The organism is Mesorhizobium sp. ORM8.1 (genome assembly GCF_053005525.2).
The window spans coordinates 1,080,668-1,100,700 of the sequence record NZ_CM132600.1; the positions used below are offsets into that span (position 1 = coordinate 1,080,668).

A 20,033-nucleotide genomic window follows, 5' to 3' on the forward strand; every position below is an offset into this window, starting at 1 on the left:
CTTTGCCGTGCGAGCGGCATATGTCGGATACATGGCCGTGTCAGATGAGGCCATGACGAAGATTAAGACCAGAATGGGCATGGAAGCGGAAATCGCGCCGGGCTGGAGCGACGAGCCGGCGATCCTCGACGGCGCGATCGTCATTGGCGCGGGCGCCGCTGGGCTTGCCGTTGCCCATGCGCTGATCGACGTCGGCATCGCAACCGAGGTGCTGGAGCGCGAAGGGCGGCTGGCCGAGCCCTGGCATCGCCGGCACGACAATCTGCATCTCAACACGCATCGCGACCTTTCTTCGCTGCCGGGCGTATCCTATCCGGCAGGGACGCCGGCTTTTCCACACCGCAGCACTGTCATTGCCCATCTCAACGACTTCGCCAAGACGCACCGGCTGCCGATCAGCTTCGGGGTCAGCGTCGAGGAGATCGAATTTCGCGGCGACCACTGGTTGTTGCGGACAAATATCGGCCTGAAAGCGGCGCGCCATGTGGTGATCGCCACCGGACGCGACCAGCATCCCTTCATCCCGTCCTGGAAAGGCATGCAGGATTTTTCGGGGTCGATCCTCCATTCGGCCGGTTTCGGCCGGGCAAGCGACTATGTCGGCAAGAAGGTGCTGGTGATCGGCGCCGGCAATTCCGGCTTCGACGCGCTCAACCATCTTTCCCATGTCGAGACCGGCCAGATGTGGCTGTCGGCGCGCAACGGTCCCTCGCTGCTGCCGAAGCGCATCGGCCAGATCGCCGTGCATCGCTTCTCGCCGATAATAGCGAGCCTGCCCACCAGATTGGCGGATGCGGCCATGGCGGCAACGCAACGCCTGGTGTTCGGCGATCTCACGAAATACGGCCTGCCTCCTGCCCCGTCCGGCGGCGCCAGCCGGCTGGGCTCCGACTATACCGCGATCGCCGCCGATGACGGCGCCGTCGACGCCATCAAGGCGGGACGCATCATCGTCGTGCCGCAAATAAGCGAATTCAGGCATGACGGCGTCATCCTCGACAATGGCCAGGCGATCGCGCCCGATGTCGTGATTGCCGCGACCGGCTACCGTACCGGGTTGGAGACGATGCTGGGCAGGCTCGGCGTACTCGATGGCAAGGGCGTGCCGCTGTTCAACGGCGCGGCCAGCGACCCGAAGCTGCCTGGGCTGTGGTTCACCGGCATGCGGCCAAGCATCCGCGGCTGCTTTGCCAATGCGAGGATCCAGGGCGCGGCGATCGCCAAGAAGGCCGCAAGACAGAAGCGCTAGGCAACGTCGCCAAGAAACGAAACCGGGCCGCGCGCTATTCAACACTGCGGCATCCGCATACCGATAGCGGTATCGACGACGCCGCCGATTTGTGTTGCCTTCCGGGCGTGCGCCCCCTATACGCCGCGTGACCTCGGAGTGTAGCGCAGCCTGGTAGCGCACCTGATTTGGGATCAGGGGGTCGCAGGTTCGAGTCCTGCCACTCCGACCATCACCCTCTTGTACATCGCGAAGCGGCCTGAGAGCAGCCGGTGAACCGGCTACAACGCGCCGTCAATGTCGGTTTTCGAAAAATCGTCACCGACATAGAGCAGTCGGCAGCCGCGATCCTTCGCCGCTTCATAAGCGAAGCAATCACCGAAATCGAGCGCCGCGGCGTGAATACCCTTGCCCCATTGGGCGTAAGCATCGGCAACGCGGCGCGCGACACCTTCCGTCACCGGCGCGATTTCGAAGCCGAGCCCATCGAGCAGGGACTGCGCCTCTTCGGCCACCCCCGTCGTGCGGCGACGATCAACAGTTCAGCCACGGTACCTGCCGATATCAGAAGCTCGTCCTCTCGTTCGAGCGCCACCATGCAGGCGTCCGCCGCCGGTTCGTTGAGGACAATCGCCATCAAGGCGGAGGTGTCGACCGCGATCATCCGAAAATCATTCCGGCAGACCGTCATCACCGTAGAGGAAATCCTGGCTATTCGCGGCGGACGGTCCGGCGCTGGCCTTGGCTGCGCCTGCAACCCGGGCAGCTTCGAGCAAGGCTCGGCGACCCTTTCTGTCCGGTGCGGATCGCACAGGAATCAGGCGCACCGCCGCATGGCCGTGGCGCGTCAGGATGATCTCATCCCCTGCCTCGGCCCGGCGCACCAATTCAGTGAGTTGCCCCTTTGCATCCGTTACGGATATTTGCATGACAGCTCCGGACGACCCATCGTCTGGTCCAGATAAATAGACCATTTTATGGTCCATTTCAATATCGGAGCGCGTTCACACGGCGGTAAACCCGCCGGGCGAGAACCCCAATCTCGAGCCCGGCGAGCCTACAACCCGATCTGGAACGCGACCGGGACCGGGGTCAGCCGGCAATTTTGTGTTGCAAGAGCGATGCCATCGACCCGGTCCCGAAATGGGACAGATCAGGAGGCACTCCGCCATGGGTCGATGACGGGAACGGCCGCCGCGTGGAAGGGCGCGGTGTCGCGCGATGCAACATGAAAGCCCTTTGCGGCGGCAATTGCAGCGCAGCGGAGGCCTTGCGACATCAGATCGAGGAGCGTCCGTTCGGCCGGGTCGTGCTGAAGATCTGACGCAAGACGCAACGCAGCTCGGATAATCCCTCGCCTCCGGCTCGGTTGCCGGTCTAAACTTGCCGCAAAAGAGGGATTCTGGATGCCTGGTCTCGAGGCGTTGCTGTCGCTGGTTGGCCCGGCCTACCTGGCCTATTACGGCTTCACGGTTCCGGTCATGGTCATCTGGGCAATCCTGTGCGCTGCCTTGTGGATCTGGAACAACCGGCCGAGCAAGAGGCAGGATGGCCGCGCCTCCCGGTCGTGGCCCGCCAGCCTGATGTTCTTTGCCGTCGTCGCCGCCTGCTACGTGGCGGTGCATACGGGGGTCTACTTGCTGGTCCGGCATCTGGCCGGGCTGTGGGCGGTGTAAGAGAGCCGCTCCCTTCCCCGCGTCTTAAATATCGAATTCGCCCTGCCCTTCATCCATCGCGCCGACGGTCTCGGCGGCAAGCGCGCGGGTGATCGGCGTCTTGCGTTCGAGGCCCGCGCGGTCGAGGCGCTCGACGACGCGCATGGCTGTCGCCAGCGAGCGCTCGATGCGGCGCACCAGATACTGCACGACATGCGGCTCGACCTCGACCTGGCGGTCGGCGAAGAGCTTTGTGATGACGCCGGCAAGCAGAAGGTCGTCCGGCTCGTGGATCTCGACCGTCGCCGCCGCCTTCAGCCGCGAGATCAGGTCGGGCAGCGCGACGCGCCAGGCCGATGGAAAACGCCGCGCGGTCAACAGCAGCGTCGAATCGGCGCCACGTACGCTGTTGATCAGGTGGAACAGGCCCGGCTCGTCGATCGGCCCGTTGTCGACATCGTCGATGAGCGCCGGCCTGGCGCCGAGCCCGGCAATGTGCTCGCCGATGCGGGCTGGGTCGATGGCGACGGCATGCACCCGCTCCTGCCAGATCTGGGCGAGATGCGTCTTGCCGGAGCCGGGCGGACCAGCCAGCACCACCACCGGCGAAGGCCAGTCCGGCCAGCGGTCGATCAGTGACGCCGCCTGCGCATTGGTGCCGGAGACGACGAGCTCATCGCGCGAATAGCCGGTGCCGTGGCCGAGATCGAGCGGCAATTGGCGCGGCGGATTGGTTGGCTGAGCAGCCATTTCAGCCCCGCGTCGAGCGATGGCCACCGCCGCGATCGGCGGGCAATGGCGGCGCCGGCTCGTTGGCGTGGCCCTTGTAAAGCGGCGATTGCAGATAGCGGGAAATGGCGAAGCGCACCAGAACGGCGATCGCCGCAGAAGCCGGTACGGCAATCAGCAGGCCGACGAAGCCGAACAGTGCGCCGAAGGCAAACAGCGCGAACATCAGCCAGACCGGATGCAGACCGACGCTTTTGCCGACCAGCCTCGGCTGCAGGATGTTGCCCTCGATGAACTGGCCGACGAAGAACACGCAGGCCACCGCCGCCACCATGGTCCAGTCCGGCCAGAACTGGACGAAGGCGACGCCGACGGCAAGCACCAGCCCGGTCAGCGAACCGACATAGGGAATGAAGGAGATCAGGCCGGCGAAGAAGCCGATAAGGATGGCGAAGTTCAAGCCGGTGAGCGTGAGCCCGGTGGCATACATGGCGCCGAGCACCAGGCACAGCGTGCCCTGCCCGCGCACGAAGCCGGCGGTGGCGGTGTTGATGTCGCGGGCGAGCGAACGCACCGTCTCGACATGATCGCGCGGCACCCAGCTGTCGACCTCGGCCACCATGCGATCCCAGTCGAGCAGCATATAGAAGGCGACGACCGGGGTGACGACGAACAGGCTGACCAGCGAGACCAGCGCCACGCCCGAGCTCCAGATCGAGGTGAAGACGGTGGTCAAGAGGCTGAAGCCGGAACTGAGCAGCGAGTTCAACCCGTCACGCAAGCTGCCGGCGTTGACGCCGAAGCGCTGCTCCAGCCATTTCGGGTCGATGCTGGTGATCAGCGATTGCAGGCGGGTCAGATAGTCCGGCAGCTTGCGGCCGAAATCGGCCATCTGCGTCGTCAACACGGGCACCAGGATGACGAAAGCCAGCACCACGACGATGATGAAGGCGATGAGGATAACAACCGTCGCCATCAGCCTGGAGAGGCCCAGACGCTGCAGCCAGTCGGCGACCGGATCGAGGAAATAGGCCAGCACCATGCCCGCCACGAAAGGCAAGAGGATGTTCGAGAAGAGATAGAGGAAGAGGGCCAGGAAAACGGCCGAGCCCAACCAGAAGAAGATCTGGCGGCGGAGCGCACCGGTTCCGTCTTCAGCCGCCGCCGCGCTGTTGTCAGGTGCCCGTGTTGGTGCTGCCTGTGTTGGTGCTGCCCGTCTTGGGGTCGCTCGGCTGGGAGCCTTCGCCATAACCACTCATATGCCTTAGCCAGGCCACGAGATAGGCCGCGGCCGAAGCCACGGTCAAGACCCCGGTCAGCAATATGAGGGCCAAGCGCAACGGACCAAGGTGGATGGAGAAGGCCAGTTCGCCGAGCACAAGAGCTGCCAGCACGATCTGCGCGGCGGTGTTGGCCTTCGACACAAAGAGCGGCTTCATCTCGACGGGATGGCTCATGACGCTCGACAAAAGCACCGCGCAGACGATCAGCCCATCGCGCGAGACCATGGTCACCACCAGCCATAGCGGCAGTTCGCCGGCAAAGCCCATGTCGATGAACACCGACACCAGCAGAAGCTTGTCGGCAATCGGATCGAGATAGGCGCCGAGCCGGGAGAACTGGTTCCAGCGGCGGGCGATGAAGCCGTCGACGCCGTCGGAGATGCCGGCGACCACGAAGCCCGCGAAGGCCCAGTCCCAGCGCATGTTCAGCATCGCCAGCACCACGGCGGGCACCAGCAGCAGCCGCATGATCGTGATCAGGTTGGGAATGGTCACCCTTATATCCAGTTGTCGGTTGGTCGCGAGATAGATGATGGAGATGCCAAGGGCGCGCAAGGACCATGTGCCTATTCTCCGACGTCGACGATCGGCGAAAGCGACCATGATGGCATCTCCCCCTTGCGGGAGGATCGGCCCCGTCTTAGCCTTCGCCAATCGCCAACGATGGGCTAATTCGACACTTGATGTCCAAGGTTTTGTCCGTCGCGACAACCGTCATCCTTGCCCGGCGAAACCATTCATGCGAAGAGCCGGCAAGGACAACAGGGACGAGCCGACAATGAGCACGGGCGATCAGGCCAAGCGCAAGAACGGGCTCACTTATGCCGATGCGGGCGTCGACATCGATGCCGGCAATCTGATGGTCGAGAAGATCAAGCCGCTGGTGCGCGCCACGCGCCGGCCCGGCGCCGACGGCGAGATTGGCGGCTTCGGCGGGCTGTTCGATTTGAAGGCGGCCGGTTTCACCGACCCGGTGCTGGTCGCCGCCAATGACGGCGTCGGCACCAAGCTCAAGATCGCCATCGACGCCGGAAAACACGACACGATCGGCATCGACCTCGTCGCCATGTGCGTCAACGACCTCGTCGTGCAGGGCGCCGAGCCGCTGTTCTTCCTCGACTATTTCGCCACCGGCAAGCTCGACCCCGACCAGGGCGCGGCGATTGTCGGCGGCATCGCGCAAGGCTGCCGGCAGGCCGGCTGCGCGCTGATCGGCGGCGAGACGGCGGAAATGCCGGGCATGTATCACGACAAGGACTATGACCTCGCCGGCTTTGCCGTGGGCGCCGCCGAGCGCGGCCAGCTGCTGCCGACCGACGACATCGTCGAGGGCGACGTGCTGCTTGGCCTCGCCTCCTCCGGGCTCCATTCCAACGGCTTTTCACTGGTGCGCCGTATCGTGACCACCAGCGGCCTTGCCTGGAGCGATCCGGCGCCGTTCAACGACGAGCTGAGCCTCGCCGAGGCGCTGCTCGAGCCGACGCGCATTTATGTGAAGTCGATCCTGAAGGCGATCCGCAACACGCACGGCATCAAGGCGCTCGCCCACATCACCGGCGGCGGTTTCCCGGAAAACATCCCGCGCGTGCTGCCCAAGGATTTCTCGGCCGAGCTCGACCTGGCGGCAATCGACGTGCCGCCGGTGTTTTCCTGGCTGGCGAAAACCGGCGGCGTCGCGCCGGAAGAGATGATGCGCACCTTCAATTGCGGCATCGGCATGATCCTGGCGGTCGCTTCGGGCCAGGCGGCGCAAGTCGCCGCGGTGCTGCAGGAGGCCGGCGAGACGGTGACGACGATCGGCCGCATCGTGCCGCGACGCGACGCCGGCGTCATCTACAGGGGCTCGATCGGCCTATGAGCAGGAAACGTACGGTTGTTCTGATCTCGGGGCGCGGCTCCAACATGACGGCATTGATCGCGGCGGCCGGCGACCCCGCTTTTCCGGCCGAAATCGTCGGCGTCATTTCCGACCGGGCGAATGCCGCCGGCCTCGGCATCGCGCAATCGCGCGGCGTTGCCACCAAGGTGATCCAGCGCGCCGATTATCCAAGCAAGGATGCGCATGACGCCACGATCGATGCCGCACTCACCGGTTTCGGCGCCGAGATCGTTGCCCTGGCCGGCTATATGCGCATTCTGGGCCGCGGCCTGGTCGAGAAATGGCAAGGCCGCATGGTCAACATCCACCCTGCCCTGCTGCCGGCCTTCAAGGGCCTGGACACGCATGCGCGTGCCTTGCGCGCGGGCGTGCGCATCCATGGCTGCTCGGTGCATTTCGTCACGCCTGAGATGGATGACGGCCCGCTGATCGCGCAGGCCGCCGTGCCGGTGATGGTCGGCGACAATGAGGACACGTTGGCCGCGCGCGTGCTGAAGGTCGAGCACCGGCTCTATCCACTGGCGCTAGGGCTGGTCGCCGAAGGCAAGGCGCGGATGGAAAAGGGCCATACCGTGCTTGCCCATTTCGCCGACGATGCCGAGAACGCCACCTCGGTGGTGATGGCGCCGGACCCGCTGCGCGAGGAGAGACCTCGAACATCTGGCGCGGATCACGCCCTAGAGGCAGAGACAAGGTGTTACTCGGGATCCGAAGCCGTGGATATTTTCGACAGCGCGGTCCGGACCAAAGGCGATCTCGCGGGTGTCTTCGAGTATGAAGAGACCGGCGGGCTGGAAAGTGCCACGGCGTATTTCTATCTGCATCGGATGGAAGGCGAGACGGCCGGCTCGGTGCTCGGTGCAATCCATATCCGGTCGGGCCAGTTGGGCGATCGCGGAAGCAGATATCACCGTCAGGTGGGACAACGGCGAACAGCTGGTCGGCCTGTTTGTCTTCGGCACGCTGGTGGCAGCCTTCGATGCCGCGACAGGCGTGAAATATGGCGGCGAGTATGGCAAGGATTTCAATGCCGAGATTCCCTGGTCCTGAACAATGCCCGTGAAACAACTCCTTCTCCTGCGCCACGCCAAATCGAGTTGGGACGATCCCGACCTTGCCGATTTCGACCGGCCGCTCGGGCCGCGCGGACTGAAGACGGCGCCGCTGATCGGGCGTGAGCTTGCCCGGCGCGGCTGGCTGCCGGATCTGGCGCTGGTTTCGCCGGCTCTGCGCACCCGCGACACATGGCGACTGGTCGCGGTGGAATTGCCGACGCCTGTGCCGGTGGCGTTCGCCGAGGAGCTTTATGAGGCCGCGGCAGGCGCCATCCTGGCGCGCGTGCGGCAGGCGAAGGCGACCAGCCTGCTTGTGATCGGTCATAATCCCGGACTGCAGCAATTTGCGCTCCGGCTGGCCGGTGCGGGGTCGGACGAGAGCATGTTCAAGAAGATCGAGGCGAAGTTCCCGACGGCAGCGCTCGCCCGGTTCACGGTCGAGGACGATTGGCCGGACCTTGACTTCGGCGGCGCGCGGCTGACGCATTGCGTGAGGCCGAAGGATTTGGGGTAGGCAAAGACGCTGCTGATCTGCTCCCAGTCCATACACCCCTTTCAGCGCTTCATCGCCCCGCAAACAAAAAGCGGCGGAGCAAGCCCGCCGCTTTTTTGGCATTTGCGATGCGCGGAGCGATCAATTGCCCCAGATGCCCTGGCCCGGGTCCGGCCAGGCCTTGGAGCCGGGAGCGCCGGTCGTCATCGTGGTATCGACTTTGGCCTGCTTGGCAGTTTCACGCTTGCCGAGCGAACCCGTGTAGGCACTATCGACACCGGCTGTCGCCTGGTTGGCATTGTTGTCGCCATAATGGTCGCTGCCGGCGAAGGCCGAGCCCATGGCGAGAAGCATTGCGGCGGTGGTGAGAGCGATCCTGGTCATGTTCAATGTCCTTGTTCCTGTTGCTTGATCCACGGTGGCCTTGGGAGGATGGCCCCGCTGCCGACAAGACCCGCGGCGTCCAGGATTTATTCCCGGCGCGTTCGCTTTTTTAGCGGCCACAGCAGCGTCGGTTCGGACTTCGCTCGAAAAAAGACAAACGATTACAAATGCTTGTGATATAAATACTTGTGAAGTGATTTACATATTGCCGGTAGCCGGCTCCACAAAAGCAGAGCGGCGGGCCAAGCCCGCCGCTTTGAGGTCTGTCAAGACAGGACCGTTTAGTGGTTGCCGAACAGGTCGTGGTTGGCGCCCGTGACGACCGGCTTCTGAGCATTCGCATCCGACTTGATCGAAGCGGTGAACGAAGTGTCGACCGAAGCGGCCGGCTGGTTGGCATTGGCCGAGCCGTAGTGGTCGGAGCCGGCAAAAGCAGCGCCGGTGGCAACGAGAAGGGCGGCGGCGGTAAGAGCGATCTTGGTCATTTCAGGTACTCCAGATTTGAGGTTGTTGGTTGTTAGTGGTTGCCGAACAGGTCGTGGTTGGCGCCCGTGACGACCGGCTTCGGAGCATTCGCGTCCGACTTGATCGAAGCGGTGAACGAAGTGTCGACCGAAGCGGCCGGCTGGTTGGCATTGGCCGAGCCGTAATGGTCGGAGCCGGCAAAAGCAGCGCCGGTGGCAACGAGAAGGGCAGCGGCGGTAAGAGCGATCTTGGTCATTTTAAGTACTCCAGATTTGAGGTTGTTGATTGGATATCGGTCAGGCAGGGATGGGGTTAGTGGTTGCCCCAGTTGCCCTGGCCGGACTGCGGCTGGTTCGAAGAGGGCGTGATGTGGAGGTCACGCGTTTCGAAGCTGCGGATCGAGCCGGTGACGGTGTTGTCGACGTTACCGGCGGGAGCGGTGACGGCCGGCTGGTTGACGCCGTCGGAGCCGTAGTGGTCGGAGCCGGCGAAAGCGGCGCTTGTGGCAACCAGAAGGGCTGCAGCGGTAAGAGCGATCTTGTTCATTTTAGTTACTCCGGATTTGAGATTGATGGACGGTCAAGGCCGGGTCCGCTTAGCGGTTGCCCCAATTGCCCTGGCCGGATTGCGGCTGGTTCGAGTCCGGCGTGATCTTGAGGTCGCGCTGTTCGAACTTGTGGATCGAGCCGGTCACGGTGCGGTCAACGTTGCTCGAAGACTGGGTGACGGCAGGCTGGTTGACGTTGTCGGAGCCGTAGTGGTCGGAGCCGGCGAAAGCAGCGCCTGTGGCAACCAGAAGGGCAGCGGCGGCAAGAGCGATCTTGGTCATTTTAATACTCCAGATTTTCAAAGTCGTGTCCGTCTAGTGGCGTGCCTTGATGGAAATTCGCGTCGCTCGGACCACCCCGAAATGGGTCCGTCCTGTTGCCATTTCCAATCACGAAAATGTGCGAACCGAACCGTTCGGTTCGATCTTGAAATCACGTGATTGGTGCGTCTGCCATATTCTTTTTGTTTAATATCAAGCAGTTAGAGCAATGGTCGCGCTATGCGAGGCTCTGATTGGACGTACCAACGTTCACCTGGGCTACACGGACCGTCAACATTAATTGAACCGAACGGTTCGGTTTTATTGCTTGTCAGACCGATTGGGTGGCTCAACAGCCGCCGTGGCGGCTCCCGTGCCGGTGTTTGCCTTGCGGGCGGATCGATACTATCGGTTGATTTCCGGGGACCAATCCGGGCGCTGCCGCCGCGGCGAAGGCCGGCACAATGGGAGGACAACGACACGCGATGCGGCTGCTGCTTGTCGAGGACAATCGCGAATTGGCCGATTGGCTGAGCAAGACGCTGCGCCAGGCGAGCTATGTCGTCGACGTTGTCCATGACGGTGAGGATGTCGAGCATGCGCTGGCAGCGGGCGGTCACGCGCTTGTCATCCTCGACCTGGCCCTGCCACGCATGAGCGGGCTGGAAGTGCTGCGAATGCTGCGGGCGCGCGGCAATCGAGTGCCAGTGATCGTGCTGACCGCCAATGCCAGCCTCGACGGGCGGGTCAAGGGCCTCAACGAAGGCGCCGACGACTATCTGGCCAAACCGTTCCAGATCGAGGAGCTCGAAGCGCGCATCCGCGCGCAGCTGCGCCGTGCCAATGACCGGACCGCGCCTGTCGTTACCTGCGGCGACCTGGTCTTCGACACCAACACAAGGCTGTTTTCGCTTGCTGGCGAAACGCTCGCGCTGACACCACGCGAACACGCGGTGTTGGAGCAATTGATGGTCAAGGCGGGGCGCACGGTAAGCAAGGCGGCATTGTCGGCGGCGATCTACGATTTCGAAACCGACGCCGACCCCAGCGCCATCGAGATCTATGTGCACCGTGTGCGCAAGAAGCTCGAAGGATCGCGGGTCCGTATCGTCACGCTGCGCGGTCTCGGCTATCTTTTGCGTTATGAAGATTTGGCGCCATGACTATTAGACGCCATGACGATTTGGCGCCATGAGGATTAACAGTCTCCGCCTGCAGCTTCTGGCCTGGGTGGTGCTGCCGCTTGCCGGGCTCGCGACCATCAATCTGTGGACCAGCCACCGCAACGCGCTGGCCACCGCGGATCTGGTCACCGACCGGATGCTGCTGGGTTCGGCGCGAACCATTGCCGAGCAAATCGCCATGACCGACGGCGTGCTCGATGCCTCGATCCCGCCGGCGGCGATCGAGATGTTCGATACCGGCGATCGCGACAGCGTCTACTACCATGTCAGGACCTCCAAAGGGCGCCTGCTCACCGGCTATCCCGACCTGCCTGAGGCGAAGAACCCTGATACCGAGGCGGCCTACCGTGACCACTGGCTGAGACTGCTGACTTTCAGTCACGCGGTGGTCGGCGCCGGAGACGACTCGCCGATATCGGTTACCGTTGGCGTCACGCTCGCCGGTCACGACGCGATGGTGCGGCGTCTTTGGTTTGGCGCCTTTGCCCAGCAGCTGGCGCTGGTGGCGATTGCGGGGCTGTTCGTTCTGCTGGGTCTGCATCGTGGCCTTGCACCCCTGATCCGGTTGCGCGACGCGGTGCGCTCGCGCAGCCGCAGCGATCTCGACCCGGTCGAAGTGGCGGGCGCGCAGAACGAGATCCGCCCGCTGATCGACGCGCTGAACGCCTATATGGAGCGCGTGCGGGCACAGATGGCGGCGCAGCGCCGCTTCATCGCCAATGCGGCGCACCAGTTGCGCACCCCACTGGCGCTGCTGTCGACGCAGGCAAGCTACGCGCTTCGCGAAACCGTCGCCGACGCGCGCCAGGAAGCGCTGGTCGCGCTGCAGGCAAGCTCCGGCAAGCTGGCGCGACTGGCCGAACAGCTCTTGACCCTGTCGCGGGCCGAGCCGGGCAGCCGGCGGCCGCGCGCCGACCGCATCGACATGACCGAAGCCGCCCGCCAGGTGCTGGAAGCGCAGGCGCCGACTGCGATCGCCCGCAACATCGATCTGGGTCTCGAGGAGACCGGTCCGGTGCCGGTGATCGGCGACGGCACCATGCTGCGCGAAATGATCGTCAACCTCGTCGACAACGCGCTGCGCTACTCCATGGACGGCGGTAGTGTCACGGTGAAGCTGGCGACTGTCGACGACGAAGCCGTGCTGACGGTCGCCGATAACGGGCCCGGCATCCCGGTGGACGAACGAGAACACGTGTTCGAACGCTTCTACCGAATCGCCGGGTCGACCGAGGAAGGCAGCGGGCTCGGTCTCGCCATCGTGCGCGAGGTCGTCGAAAATGCCGGCGGCCGCGTCACCCTGGGGGATGGCGCGGCCGGCGGTCTGGTGGTTGAGGTGCGGCTGCCGCTGGCGGGCAGCTAGCTACCGCTCACTGCGTCTCGTGCAGCGGCTGGGGACGCCATTTCGCCAGGCGATCCTCGACCATGGTCATCAGATATTCGGCGCCGAGCGCAACCACCATGACGATGACGATCGCCGCGTACATGCCGGCGGCGTCAAAGGATCCCTTGGCGATGTTGATCAGCAGGCCGATGCCGAAGCGCGCGCCGACGAACTCGCCAACGATCGCACCGATGATGGCAAAGCCGAAGCTGACATGCAGGCTGGCGAAGATCCAGCTCATCGCCGAAGGGACGATCACCGAGCGTGTCAGCTGCCAGTTGGACGCGCCGAGGATGCGGGCATTGGCGATCATGGCCCTGTCGGCTTCCCGCACGCCCTGAAAGGCATTGTGGAAGACAACGAAGAAAACCATGACGAAGGCAAGCGCCACTTTCGAAGCGAGGCCAAGACCGAGGATCATGATGAAGATCGGCGCCAGAACAACGCGAGGGATAGAGTTGATCACCTTGATGTAGATGGAGAAAATGTCGGCGGCCATGCGGTTGCGGCCGAGCGCGACGCCGATGATGATGCCGGCGATCGAGCCGGTCACGAAGCCGATGACCGATTCCTCCATGGTGACATAGAGGTGATACCAGAGCGGCCCCTCGGACGTTCCTTCCGTCGTCCATTCATAGAGCCGCTGCGCGATCGCGCTCGGCATGGCGTAGAAGAACGGATCGATCCAGGCCATGCGCGCGGCAATTTCCCAAAGGCCGAGAAAGGCAACGAGAATGGCGACCCGCCAGAACATAACGGTGCGGCGGCGGTGCCGCGATGCCTTTGCCGCGGCCGCTTCGATTTCCGCGTCCGATGTTCCAGGCTTGAAAGCCCCTGCCCTGATGTCGATGGCGGCATCGGTCATGGCGGTTCTCCTCAGGCTGCCGCGCGCGCATAGCTGGTCTCGACCTCTTCCTTGAGATCGGCCCAGATGGTGCGCGAGTAATTGATGAAGCTCTGCTCGTAGCGGATATCGGCGACCACGCGCGGGCGCGGCAGGTCGATCGTATAGACCGACTTCACGGTGGCCGGCCCGGCGGTCAGGACATAGACCTTGTCGGCCAGCGCGATCGCCTCCTCAAGGTCATGCGTGACGAAGACCACGGAAGCCTTGGCCTCAGACCACAGGCGCAGCAGCTCCTCGTGCATCAGCACGCGTGTCTGCACATCAAGCGCCGAAAACGGCTCGTCCATAAGAAGGATTTCCGGACCATTTATGAAGGTCTGGGCAAGCGCCACGCGCTTGCGCATGCCGCCGGAAAGCTGATGCGGATAGTGCTGCTCGAAACGCGACAAGCCGACGCGCGCCAGCCAGTCACGCGCTGCGGCCGTGGCATCCGCCTTGGCTCGCCCGCGAAACAGCGGGCCGGCCATCACGTTCTCGATCACAGTCCGCCAGGGAAACAAGGCATCGCTTTGGAAAACAAAGCCGATGCGCGGATCTATCCCCTTGACGGGGGCGCCCATGACACGGACCTCGCCGGCACTTGGGCTTGCAAGCCCGGTGACAAGATTGAGGGTGGTGGACTTTCCGCAGCCGGTCGGACCGACAACGGCGACGAATTCGCCGCGCTCGACGGTCATGGTGAAATCGCGCAGCGCCGTCAGTGATTTGCCGGTGGGTGAAAGGAACCGCCGACTGACATTGATCAGTTCAATCGCTGGTGTGGTCTTTTCAGGGGTCATGGTGGAACTCCGGGTTCGAGCGGACGCCCGCCGTCGGGCTGAGCCGCCGGACGTGGAAAACCGGCGACTGCCGGCGCGATGTCGCGCATCGCGCCGGCGCGGCCTGCTACTTGGCGTTCTTGACGAATTCCGAGGTGTAGGTCTTGGCAAGGTCGATCTGCTTGCCCTGCAGTTCCTTCTTGAAGGCTGAAAGAACCGTCAGCACCGTCTCCGGGCCTCCTTCGGGCATTATCCCGTCGGGGGTGAACATTGCCTTGCCGGCATCGAGAGCCTTCACATAGCCTTCCTTGTCGCCGACATAATAGTCCTTCGGCATCTTGTCGGCGATTTCGGCGCCGCTATGCGTGTTGATGAATTTCTGCGTCTTGACGAAGGCATTGGCCAGCTTCTGCACGATGTCCTTGTGCGCTTCGACCCAGTCGGTCTGCATATAGAGGGATGCGGCCGGGTAAGTGCCGCCGAGCGCAGCCTTGGTGCCCTCCATTGTGCGCATATCGATCAGAACGGTCGCTTCGCCGGTCTTCAGCAGCCGGGTGATCGTCGGCTCGGTCGTCATGCCTGCCTGGATCTTGTCCTGCTGCATAGCGGCGATGAAGGTGGTGCCGGCGCCAACCGGGACCGAGGTAAATTCGCCGAGTTTCAAGCCGTTCTTGACGGCGAGATATTCCGTAAGAAAATTCGTCGACGAGCCCAGACCGGTCACGCCCAGGCTCTTTCCCTTGAAGTCGGCGGGTGATTTGATCTCCGGATGTTTCGTCGAAACAAGCTCGACTTCGCCCGGCGCCTGGCTGAACTGGACAATCGATTCAACGAACTTGCCTTTCGCCTGCAGGTCGATGCAATGGTCGTAGAAGCCGACGACGCCCTGCACGGCCCCGGCGAGCATCTCGTTCTCGGCGTCGACGCCGGCCGGCTCATTCAGCAATTCGACGTCGAGACCCTCGTCCTTGAAGTAGCCGAGCGCTTCGGTCAGCTTGGCAGGCAGATAGATCTGTTTCTCGTAGCCGCCGACCATGATGGAGACCTTCTCGTCGGCGCGCGCAGACGGCGCTGACAAGGCCATGGTGGCGACGAGTGCGGTTGTGGCGGCTGAATCAAGCAGAATTCGCGCGAGCGACATGGCCTCTTCCCTTTGTTCGTTTCCCGCGCCCCTCTCTCTCCCATCGCTTTCCGCGACAAATATGGGGCGCCACGCAACAGTTATGGCACCAACCTTTCAGCCAGCTTTCAAGGAAAAGCTGAAAATCAAGACTTACAGATTGGTAAGCTGCAGCTGGCTGACCAGGGCGCTCAGCCGCCAAATCCCAGGACGTCGCGCATATCGTATTCGCCATGCGGCTGCCTGGCCACCCAAAGTGCGGCCGCGATGGCGCCGCGCGCGAACATCGAACGGTCGCCGGCCGCATGCGAGAGCGTCAGCGTCTCGCCTTCGGCAAGGAAGCTTACACTGTGCTCGCCAACGATGCTGCCGCCGCGCAGCACGGCGAAGCCGATCACGCTGGCCGGGCGCGGACCGGTGAGCCCGTCGCGGGCGCGTTTGGCCACCTCGCCCAGCCTGACGCCGCGCCCGCGCGCAACGGCTTCGCCCAGCATCAGCGCCGTGCCCGATGGCGCATCGATCTTGAAACGGTGATGGGCCTCCAGGATTTCGATGTCGAAGTCGGCGTCAAGCGCCCGCGCCGCCTGCTCGACCAGCCCGGTCAGCATGTTGAGCCCCAATGAATAGCTGCCGGAACGTACTATGGCGACCGTCTTCGCCGCCTCGGCTATCACTTCCAGCTCGGCGGCCTCGAAGCCCGTCGAGCCGATGATCAAGGCCGGGCCGCCGCGCGCGGCGCAGGTCTTTGCCAATTCGGCTGACGCAGCCGGCGTGGTGAAGTCGATGACGACGTCTGCAAGCCCAAGCGCCTCGTCGCGCTCGACCAGCCCCTCGCCCGCGCTGCCCGGCCGATGGAAGCGCGCGACGAGCCGAAGGCGCGGATCGGCCGCAACGGTCTCGGCCATCTGCCGGCCCATGCGGCCGAGCGCGCCGGCAATGGCAATCTTCAGCGGCTCAGGCATTGTGGTCCAATCGAAACGCGAGTCGAAACAATCGTCTAGCACACCGCCTTGGCAAATTGATTCAGCGGGCAGCCACGCCGTTAGTCTTCAGCATCATGCCGGCAATCTCCTTGACCAGCTTGGCGGCGACAAGCGCCGTCATGTTGGAGAGGTCCTGGCGCGGATTGTATTCGACCACGTCGGCAGCGACTATTCGTTGGTCGATCGCCTGGATCAGGCCGATCACCTGGCGCGTGGTGAAGCCGCCCGGCTCGCGATGCGAGACGCCGGGCGCGAAGGCCGGATCGAGACCGTCGAGATCGACCGAGAGGTAGACCGGCGTCTTCAGGTCGAGCGGCAAGCCTTCCTTGAAATGCCGCATTTCCACCACCTCGACGCCGAAGCGCTCGAACTGGCCGCGAAGCTCATCGTTGAGGGTGCGCAGGCCGATCTGGATCAGCCGGTCGGCCAACCGCTCCTCCATGATGCGCGCGAAGGACGAGGTGTGCGAGCGCGGATTGCCCTGATAGGCGTCATACATGTCCGGATGCGCGTCGATCTGGACGATCGTCAGCTTGGGGTGGCGGCGGCGCACCGCGCGCAGCACCGGCCAGGCGATCGCGTGGTCACCGCCAAGCGAGATCAGCGGATGGCCGGCATCGAGCGCGCGGCCGACCTCGCTTTCGATCCGCTGCCATGGATCGCCGCCTTGCGCGAAATCGATATCGCCATGGTCGACGAGGCGGTCGGTGATATCGAAGCCGGTCTCAGACCACGAGCTGTGGGCGTCGGAATGCAATTCGCGGCGGATCAGCGGCGGCGCCTCGGCCGGGCCCCGCAGAAAGGACGAGTTGCCATCATGCGGGATGCCGAGAAGCGAGACCTTGGTCATGACATCCTCCTCCGCGTCGTTGAGACAGAACGCCTCTATAAAGGCGGGAGCTGGCAGGTGCGACGAGAGGCGCTTGGGCCAGATCGAATGTCGCCCCGGCGCAGGCGAATGTGAAGCGCCGCACCCATCATCACTCCTGCAACACGCAGCGGTGCGCAAAACAGCCGCCGAAGCGATCAAGACGCTGGCCGCATGAGCGGCAAAGCCAACTTGGGAGCGTGGAGTTAGTTGGCGAGTTGTTACCGTTGCGGGCGAATGCCAGAATGCCGCCCATGAAAAACGTCCAAATCATCGATGGTGCGTTGAATGCGACCTTCAGCGTGTTCCAGGCAACGGACGAAGAGTTCGGCGTCATCTTCCCCGGCGATCGAGATATGGAGTTGGCCGAAGACCTCTTTGAACGTCTTGGCGAGGAGGAGGCTAATCGCGTCCTGGTGCCGCTTTGGGACCGTCCCGTGCTGAAGCGCGATGCGCTCGGAATCCACGGGACGCTATTTCACAACAATGAAGGTCGACGCATCCCGAAATCAAAACGCGAGGTCGATTGGGATGATGGTTCGATCAACCAAGCCCAGAGAGATCTATTCTCACGGCATCGGTGAAATCGTCACAACCCAATTCGCCCACACTGCGTAATCAGAGGGCCCTCAGCCAGACCTTGTTGTCGTGGAAGGCAGCGCCGCCGTAAGGCGCGGGCGCATCGGCGCCGGTGAGCACGTTGATGCCCTCGCCCCGCTCATGCGCGCTGTTTGGCCAGATGCCTTCGGCCACCACCACGCCGCGCTTCAAGCCGCCGAAGAATTTCGCGTGCAGAACGATGTCGCCACGCCGGTTGCCGACCTCGACGCGGCCGCCATCCTCGATGCCGAGCGTGGCCGCGTCGTCGGGATGCACGAGCAGTTCGGGCCTGCCTTCCTTGGCCTTCGAGACAGGCGTCTCGGAAAAAGTCGAGTTGAGGAAATTGCGCGCCGGCGATGTCGTCAGCCGGAACGGATGCTCCTCGTCCGCCACCTCGATCAACTCGACGTAATCGGGGAATTCCGGCAGTTGCTCGACCGGGCCGAACAGGCCCATGCTCTTCGGGGGACGATTGGGCGCCGCCTGCCCGCTCCAATTGGCGCGGAAATGGAATTTCTTGTCGGCATGGCCGAAGCCGTTGATGAAATGCGCGTCGTCGAAGTCGGGCTGCAGGTCGATCCATTTCTGAGCCTTCAGGCTTTCAAAGCCGCCGAGCCCGCGCTTGCCCAGGATGATGTCGATATGCTGCTTCTCGGTCAGGCCGAAGCCTGGACGGTCGGCGACGCCGAGGCGTTTTCCGAGCTCCTCGATGACATAGTGATTGGTGCGCGGCCCTTCCGGCGGCTCGATCAGCTTGGGGCCGAGCGTGATGTGCTGGTTGCCGCCACCCTTGTAGATGTCGTCATGCTCCAGGAACATCGTCGCCGGCAGCACGACATCGGCCAGCTTGGCCGTATCGGTCATGAACTGCTCGTGCACGCAGGTGAACAGGTCGTCGCGCAGAAAACCTTGCCGGACCAGCCGCTGCTCGGGCGCGACATTGGCCGGGTTGGTGTTCTGGATCAGCATCGCCGTCACCGGCGGACCGCCATAAAGCGCGTCGGCCGCCCCCGTCAGCACCGGGCCGGTACGCGACTGGTCGAGATAGCGCACGTTCGGATCGCGCATCGCGGTGCCTTCGAGCACATCCTGGTTGAGCTTGAAGATGCCTGAATTCGTATGGAAGGCGCCGCCGCCTTCATATTGCCAGGCGCCGGTGACGGCGGCGATGCAGGCAGCGGCATGCATGTTCATCGAGCCGTTGCGCTGGCGGGCAAAGCCGTAGCCGAGGCGGAAGTAGGTCTTCTTCGTCGTGCCGACGATTTGCGCGAAGGCCTCGATCTCGGCGACATCGAGCCCGGTGATCGCGGCCGCCCATTGCGGCGTGCGCGTCTTCAGATGCTCTTCCAGTCCGCGCGGATCGTCGGTGTATTTTTCCAGATAGGCGCGGTCGGCCATGCCATCGCGGAACAACACATGCATCACCGCGCAGGCGAGCGCACCGTCGGTGCCGGGCTTCAGCACCAGGCCGAGATCGGCCTGTTTCATGGTGGCGTTGTCATAGATGTCGATGACGACGATTTTGGCGCCGCGTTCCTTGCGGGCCCGCATCGCATGGGTCATCACATTGACTTGCGTGACGACGGCATTGGTGCCCCAGATCACCACGCAATCGGCTTTCGCCATCTCGCGCGGATCGGGGCCGCGCATGGCGCCGGCGCCCATTATCCAACCGGTCCAGGCGAGATTGGTGCAGATCGAGCCGAAGAAGCCGGAGTATTTTTTCGCATGCCGCAGCCGGTCGATGCCGTCGCGCTGCACCAGCCCCATCGTGCCGGCATAGTAATAGGGCCACACGGTCTGCGAGCCGTATTTCTCTTCCGCCCGAATGAAATTTTCCGCGACGAGATCGAGCGCTGCTTCCCAGCTCGCTTCCTTCCAGGCGCCCTCGCCCTTGCCGCCGGCGCGGATAAGCGGCTTCAGCAGCCGGTCCGGGTGGTGCACGCGGTCGGCATAACGCGCGACCTTGGCGCAGACGACGCCGGACGTGTAGCTGTTGGATTTGGCGCCATGGACGCGGCCGATGCGGTGAGTGTCGAGCAGCTCGACCTCGAGCGCACAGGTGGACGGGCAATCATGGGGACAGGCCGAATGGCCGATCCGGGGTGTCGCGTGCTGGTTCATGAGAGGATGTTTAGCGGGTTTTTCGGATGGCGTGTAGAGCCAGGTGGGCGCTTCCCCTTCTCCCCTTGTGGGAGAAGGTGGATCGGCGCTTTTGCGCCGAGACGGATGAGGGGTGTTCCAGCGAAG

At 63.6% G+C, this 20,033-nt stretch carries 24 protein-coding genes, 1 tRNA gene and 2 pseudogenes; 11 read left to right on the top strand and 16 right to left on the bottom strand.

Annotation, left to right across the window (positions count from 1 at the left end; genetic code table 11):
* Positions 1-52 precede the first annotated feature (52 nt).
* Positions 53-1,249 (top strand): flavin-containing monooxygenase, encoded by a 1,197-nt coding sequence (locus tag ACVDG8_RS05655; protein ID WP_447253832.1) that lies wholly within the window; start codon positions 53-55, stop codon positions 1,247-1,249.
* A gap of 134 nt (positions 1,250-1,383) precedes the next feature.
* Positions 1,384-1,460, top strand: a tRNA-Pro gene (locus tag ACVDG8_RS05660).
* A 49-nt stretch (positions 1,461-1,509) separates the two neighbouring features.
* On the opposite strand, the pseudogene ACVDG8_RS05665 reads toward ACVDG8_RS05660, so the two are convergent.
* Positions 1,510-1,892, bottom strand: a pseudogene (locus ACVDG8_RS05665) (type II toxin-antitoxin system VapC family toxin).
* Positions 1,893-1,899: 7 nt separating this feature from the next.
* A complete protein-coding gene (locus ACVDG8_RS05670; RefSeq protein ID WP_447257237.1) occupies positions 1,900-2,157 on the bottom strand; it encodes a type II toxin-antitoxin system Phd/YefM family antitoxin in 258 nt (85 codons plus the stop codon).
* Between the two features lie 477 nt (positions 2,158-2,634).
* On the opposite strand from ACVDG8_RS05670, the gene ACVDG8_RS05675 reads away from it, so the two are divergent.
* On the top strand, positions 2,635-2,904 hold the full coding sequence (locus ACVDG8_RS05675; RefSeq protein ID WP_447253833.1) for a hypothetical protein: 270 nt from the start codon (positions 2,635-2,637) through the stop codon (positions 2,902-2,904).
* Between the two features lie 24 nt (positions 2,905-2,928).
* Here the strand turns inward: ACVDG8_RS05675 and hdaA are convergent, their stop codons facing one another.
* Genes hdaA through ACVDG8_RS05690 form a run of 3 tightly spaced genes read right to left on the bottom strand, consistent with a single transcriptional unit; the run spans position 2,929 to position 5,390 of the window.
* Positions 2,929-3,633: a DnaA regulatory inactivator HdaA gene (gene hdaA / locus ACVDG8_RS05680; protein ID WP_447253834.1), complete on the bottom strand. Its 705-nt coding sequence runs from the start codon at positions 3,631-3,633 to the stop codon at positions 2,929-2,931.
* A 1-nt stretch (position 3,634) separates the two neighbouring features.
* A complete protein-coding gene (locus ACVDG8_RS05685) occupies positions 3,635-4,861 on the bottom strand; it encodes an AI-2E family transporter (RefSeq protein WP_447253835.1) in 1,227 nt (408 codons plus the stop codon).
* Positions 4,788-5,390 carry a CDP-alcohol phosphatidyltransferase family protein gene (locus ACVDG8_RS05690; RefSeq protein WP_447257238.1) on the bottom strand — a complete coding sequence of 201 codons (603 nt, stop codon included), beginning with the start codon at positions 5,388-5,390 and terminating at the stop codon, positions 4,788-4,790. Before ACVDG8_RS05690 ends, ACVDG8_RS05685 begins: the two co-directional genes overlap by 74 nt.
* 283 nt (positions 5,391-5,673) lie before the next feature.
* Between ACVDG8_RS05690 and purM the strand changes: the two genes are divergently transcribed.
* From purM to ACVDG8_RS05710, 4 genes and pseudogenes are all read left to right on the top strand, one after another.
* Positions 5,674-6,753, top strand: a complete 1,080-nt coding sequence (gene purM / locus ACVDG8_RS05695) for a phosphoribosylformylglycinamidine cyclo-ligase (protein ID WP_447253836.1) — start codon at positions 5,674-5,676, stop codon at positions 6,751-6,753.
* Positions 6,750-7,455: pseudogene (gene purN, locus ACVDG8_RS05700) on the top strand (phosphoribosylglycinamide formyltransferase). The gene purM and the pseudogene purN overlap by 4 nt, the downstream one beginning before the upstream one ends.
* 177 nt (positions 7,456-7,632) lie before the next feature.
* On the top strand, positions 7,633-7,824 hold the full coding sequence (locus ACVDG8_RS05705; RefSeq protein ID WP_447253838.1) for a hypothetical protein: 192 nt from the start codon (positions 7,633-7,635) through the stop codon (positions 7,822-7,824).
* Positions 7,825-7,827: 3 nt separating this feature from the next.
* Complete coding sequence (locus tag ACVDG8_RS05710) at positions 7,828-8,343, top strand: SixA phosphatase family protein (protein WP_447253839.1); 516 nt, start codon at positions 7,828-7,830, stop codon at positions 8,341-8,343.
* 120 nt (positions 8,344-8,463) lie between these two features.
* On the opposite strand, the gene ACVDG8_RS05715 is transcribed toward ACVDG8_RS05710, so the two are convergent.
* From ACVDG8_RS05715 to ACVDG8_RS05735, 5 genes are all read right to left on the bottom strand, one after another.
* Entirely contained in the window at positions 8,464-8,706 is a 243-nt protein-coding gene (locus ACVDG8_RS05715; RefSeq protein ID WP_447253840.1) for a DUF680 domain-containing protein, read from the bottom strand.
* Between the two features lie 281 nt (positions 8,707-8,987).
* The gene (locus ACVDG8_RS05720; RefSeq protein ID WP_447253841.1) at positions 8,988-9,191 is read right to left on the bottom strand and encodes a DUF680 domain-containing protein; all 204 of its coding nucleotides are present in this window, start codon (positions 9,189-9,191) and stop codon (positions 8,988-8,990) included.
* A 32-nt stretch (positions 9,192-9,223) separates the two neighbouring features.
* Positions 9,224-9,427: a DUF680 domain-containing protein gene (locus tag ACVDG8_RS05725; protein ID WP_447253842.1), complete on the bottom strand. Its 204-nt coding sequence runs from the start codon at positions 9,425-9,427 to the stop codon at positions 9,224-9,226.
* Positions 9,428-9,483: 56 nt separating this feature from the next.
* Positions 9,484-9,717 carry a DUF680 domain-containing protein gene (locus ACVDG8_RS05730; protein WP_447253843.1) on the bottom strand — a complete coding sequence of 78 codons (234 nt, stop codon included), beginning with the start codon at positions 9,715-9,717 and terminating at the stop codon, positions 9,484-9,486.
* Between the two features lie 49 nt (positions 9,718-9,766).
* On the bottom strand, positions 9,767-10,000 hold the full coding sequence (locus ACVDG8_RS05735; protein ID WP_447253844.1) for a DUF680 domain-containing protein: 234 nt from the start codon (positions 9,998-10,000) through the stop codon (positions 9,767-9,769).
* 464 nt (positions 10,001-10,464) lie between these two features.
* Here ACVDG8_RS05735 and ACVDG8_RS05740 point away from each other — a divergent pair, with 464 nt between their 5' ends.
* The gene (locus ACVDG8_RS05740; RefSeq protein WP_447253845.1) at positions 10,465-11,142 is read left to right on the top strand and encodes a response regulator; all 678 of its coding nucleotides are present in this window, start codon (positions 10,465-10,467) and stop codon (positions 11,140-11,142) included.
* A 28-nt stretch (positions 11,143-11,170) separates the two neighbouring features.
* A complete protein-coding gene (locus tag ACVDG8_RS05745; protein ID WP_447253846.1) occupies positions 11,171-12,526 on the top strand; it encodes a sensor histidine kinase in 1,356 nt (451 codons plus the stop codon).
* Positions 12,527-12,533: 7 nt separating this feature from the next.
* Here the strand turns inward: ACVDG8_RS05745 and ACVDG8_RS05750 are convergent, their stop codons facing one another.
* The 5 genes from ACVDG8_RS05750 to speB form a co-directional block, all read right to left on the bottom strand.
* A complete protein-coding gene (locus ACVDG8_RS05750; protein WP_447253847.1) occupies positions 12,534-13,412 on the bottom strand; it encodes an ABC transporter permease in 879 nt (292 codons plus the stop codon).
* Positions 13,413-13,423: 11 nt separating this feature from the next.
* On the bottom strand, positions 13,424-14,233 hold the full coding sequence (locus ACVDG8_RS05755; protein WP_447253848.1) for an ABC transporter ATP-binding protein: 810 nt from the start codon (positions 14,231-14,233) through the stop codon (positions 13,424-13,426).
* 106 nt (positions 14,234-14,339) lie between these two features.
* Complete coding sequence (locus ACVDG8_RS05760) at positions 14,340-15,296, bottom strand: ABC transporter substrate-binding protein (RefSeq protein WP_447257239.1); 957 nt, start codon at positions 15,294-15,296, stop codon at positions 14,340-14,342.
* Between the two features lie 227 nt (positions 15,297-15,523).
* Complete coding sequence (gene dapB / locus ACVDG8_RS05765) at positions 15,524-16,294, bottom strand: 4-hydroxy-tetrahydrodipicolinate reductase (protein ID WP_447253849.1); 771 nt, start codon at positions 16,292-16,294, stop codon at positions 15,524-15,526.
* A gap of 61 nt (positions 16,295-16,355) precedes the next feature.
* Positions 16,356-17,165 carry an agmatinase gene (speB, locus tag ACVDG8_RS05770; protein WP_447253850.1) on the bottom strand — a complete coding sequence of 270 codons (810 nt, stop codon included), beginning with the start codon at positions 17,163-17,165 and terminating at the stop codon, positions 16,356-16,358.
* Between the two features lie 73 nt (positions 17,166-17,238).
* On the opposite strand from speB, the gene ACVDG8_RS05775 reads away from it, so the two are divergent.
* Complete coding sequence (locus tag ACVDG8_RS05775) at positions 17,239-17,361, top strand: hypothetical protein (protein WP_447253851.1); 123 nt, start codon at positions 17,239-17,241, stop codon at positions 17,359-17,361.
* Positions 17,362-17,437: 76 nt separating this feature from the next.
* Entirely contained in the window at positions 17,438-17,767 is a 330-nt protein-coding gene (locus ACVDG8_RS05780; protein WP_447253852.1) for a hypothetical protein, read from the top strand.
* A gap of 34 nt (positions 17,768-17,801) precedes the next feature.
* Here ACVDG8_RS05780 and ACVDG8_RS05785 read toward each other — a convergent pair whose 3' ends face one another.
* Positions 17,802-19,907, bottom strand: coding sequence for a molybdopterin-containing oxidoreductase family protein (locus ACVDG8_RS05785; protein WP_447253853.1), 2,106 nt, complete (start codon positions 19,905-19,907; stop codon positions 17,802-17,804).
* Between the last annotated feature and the right edge of the window lie 126 nt (positions 19,908-20,033).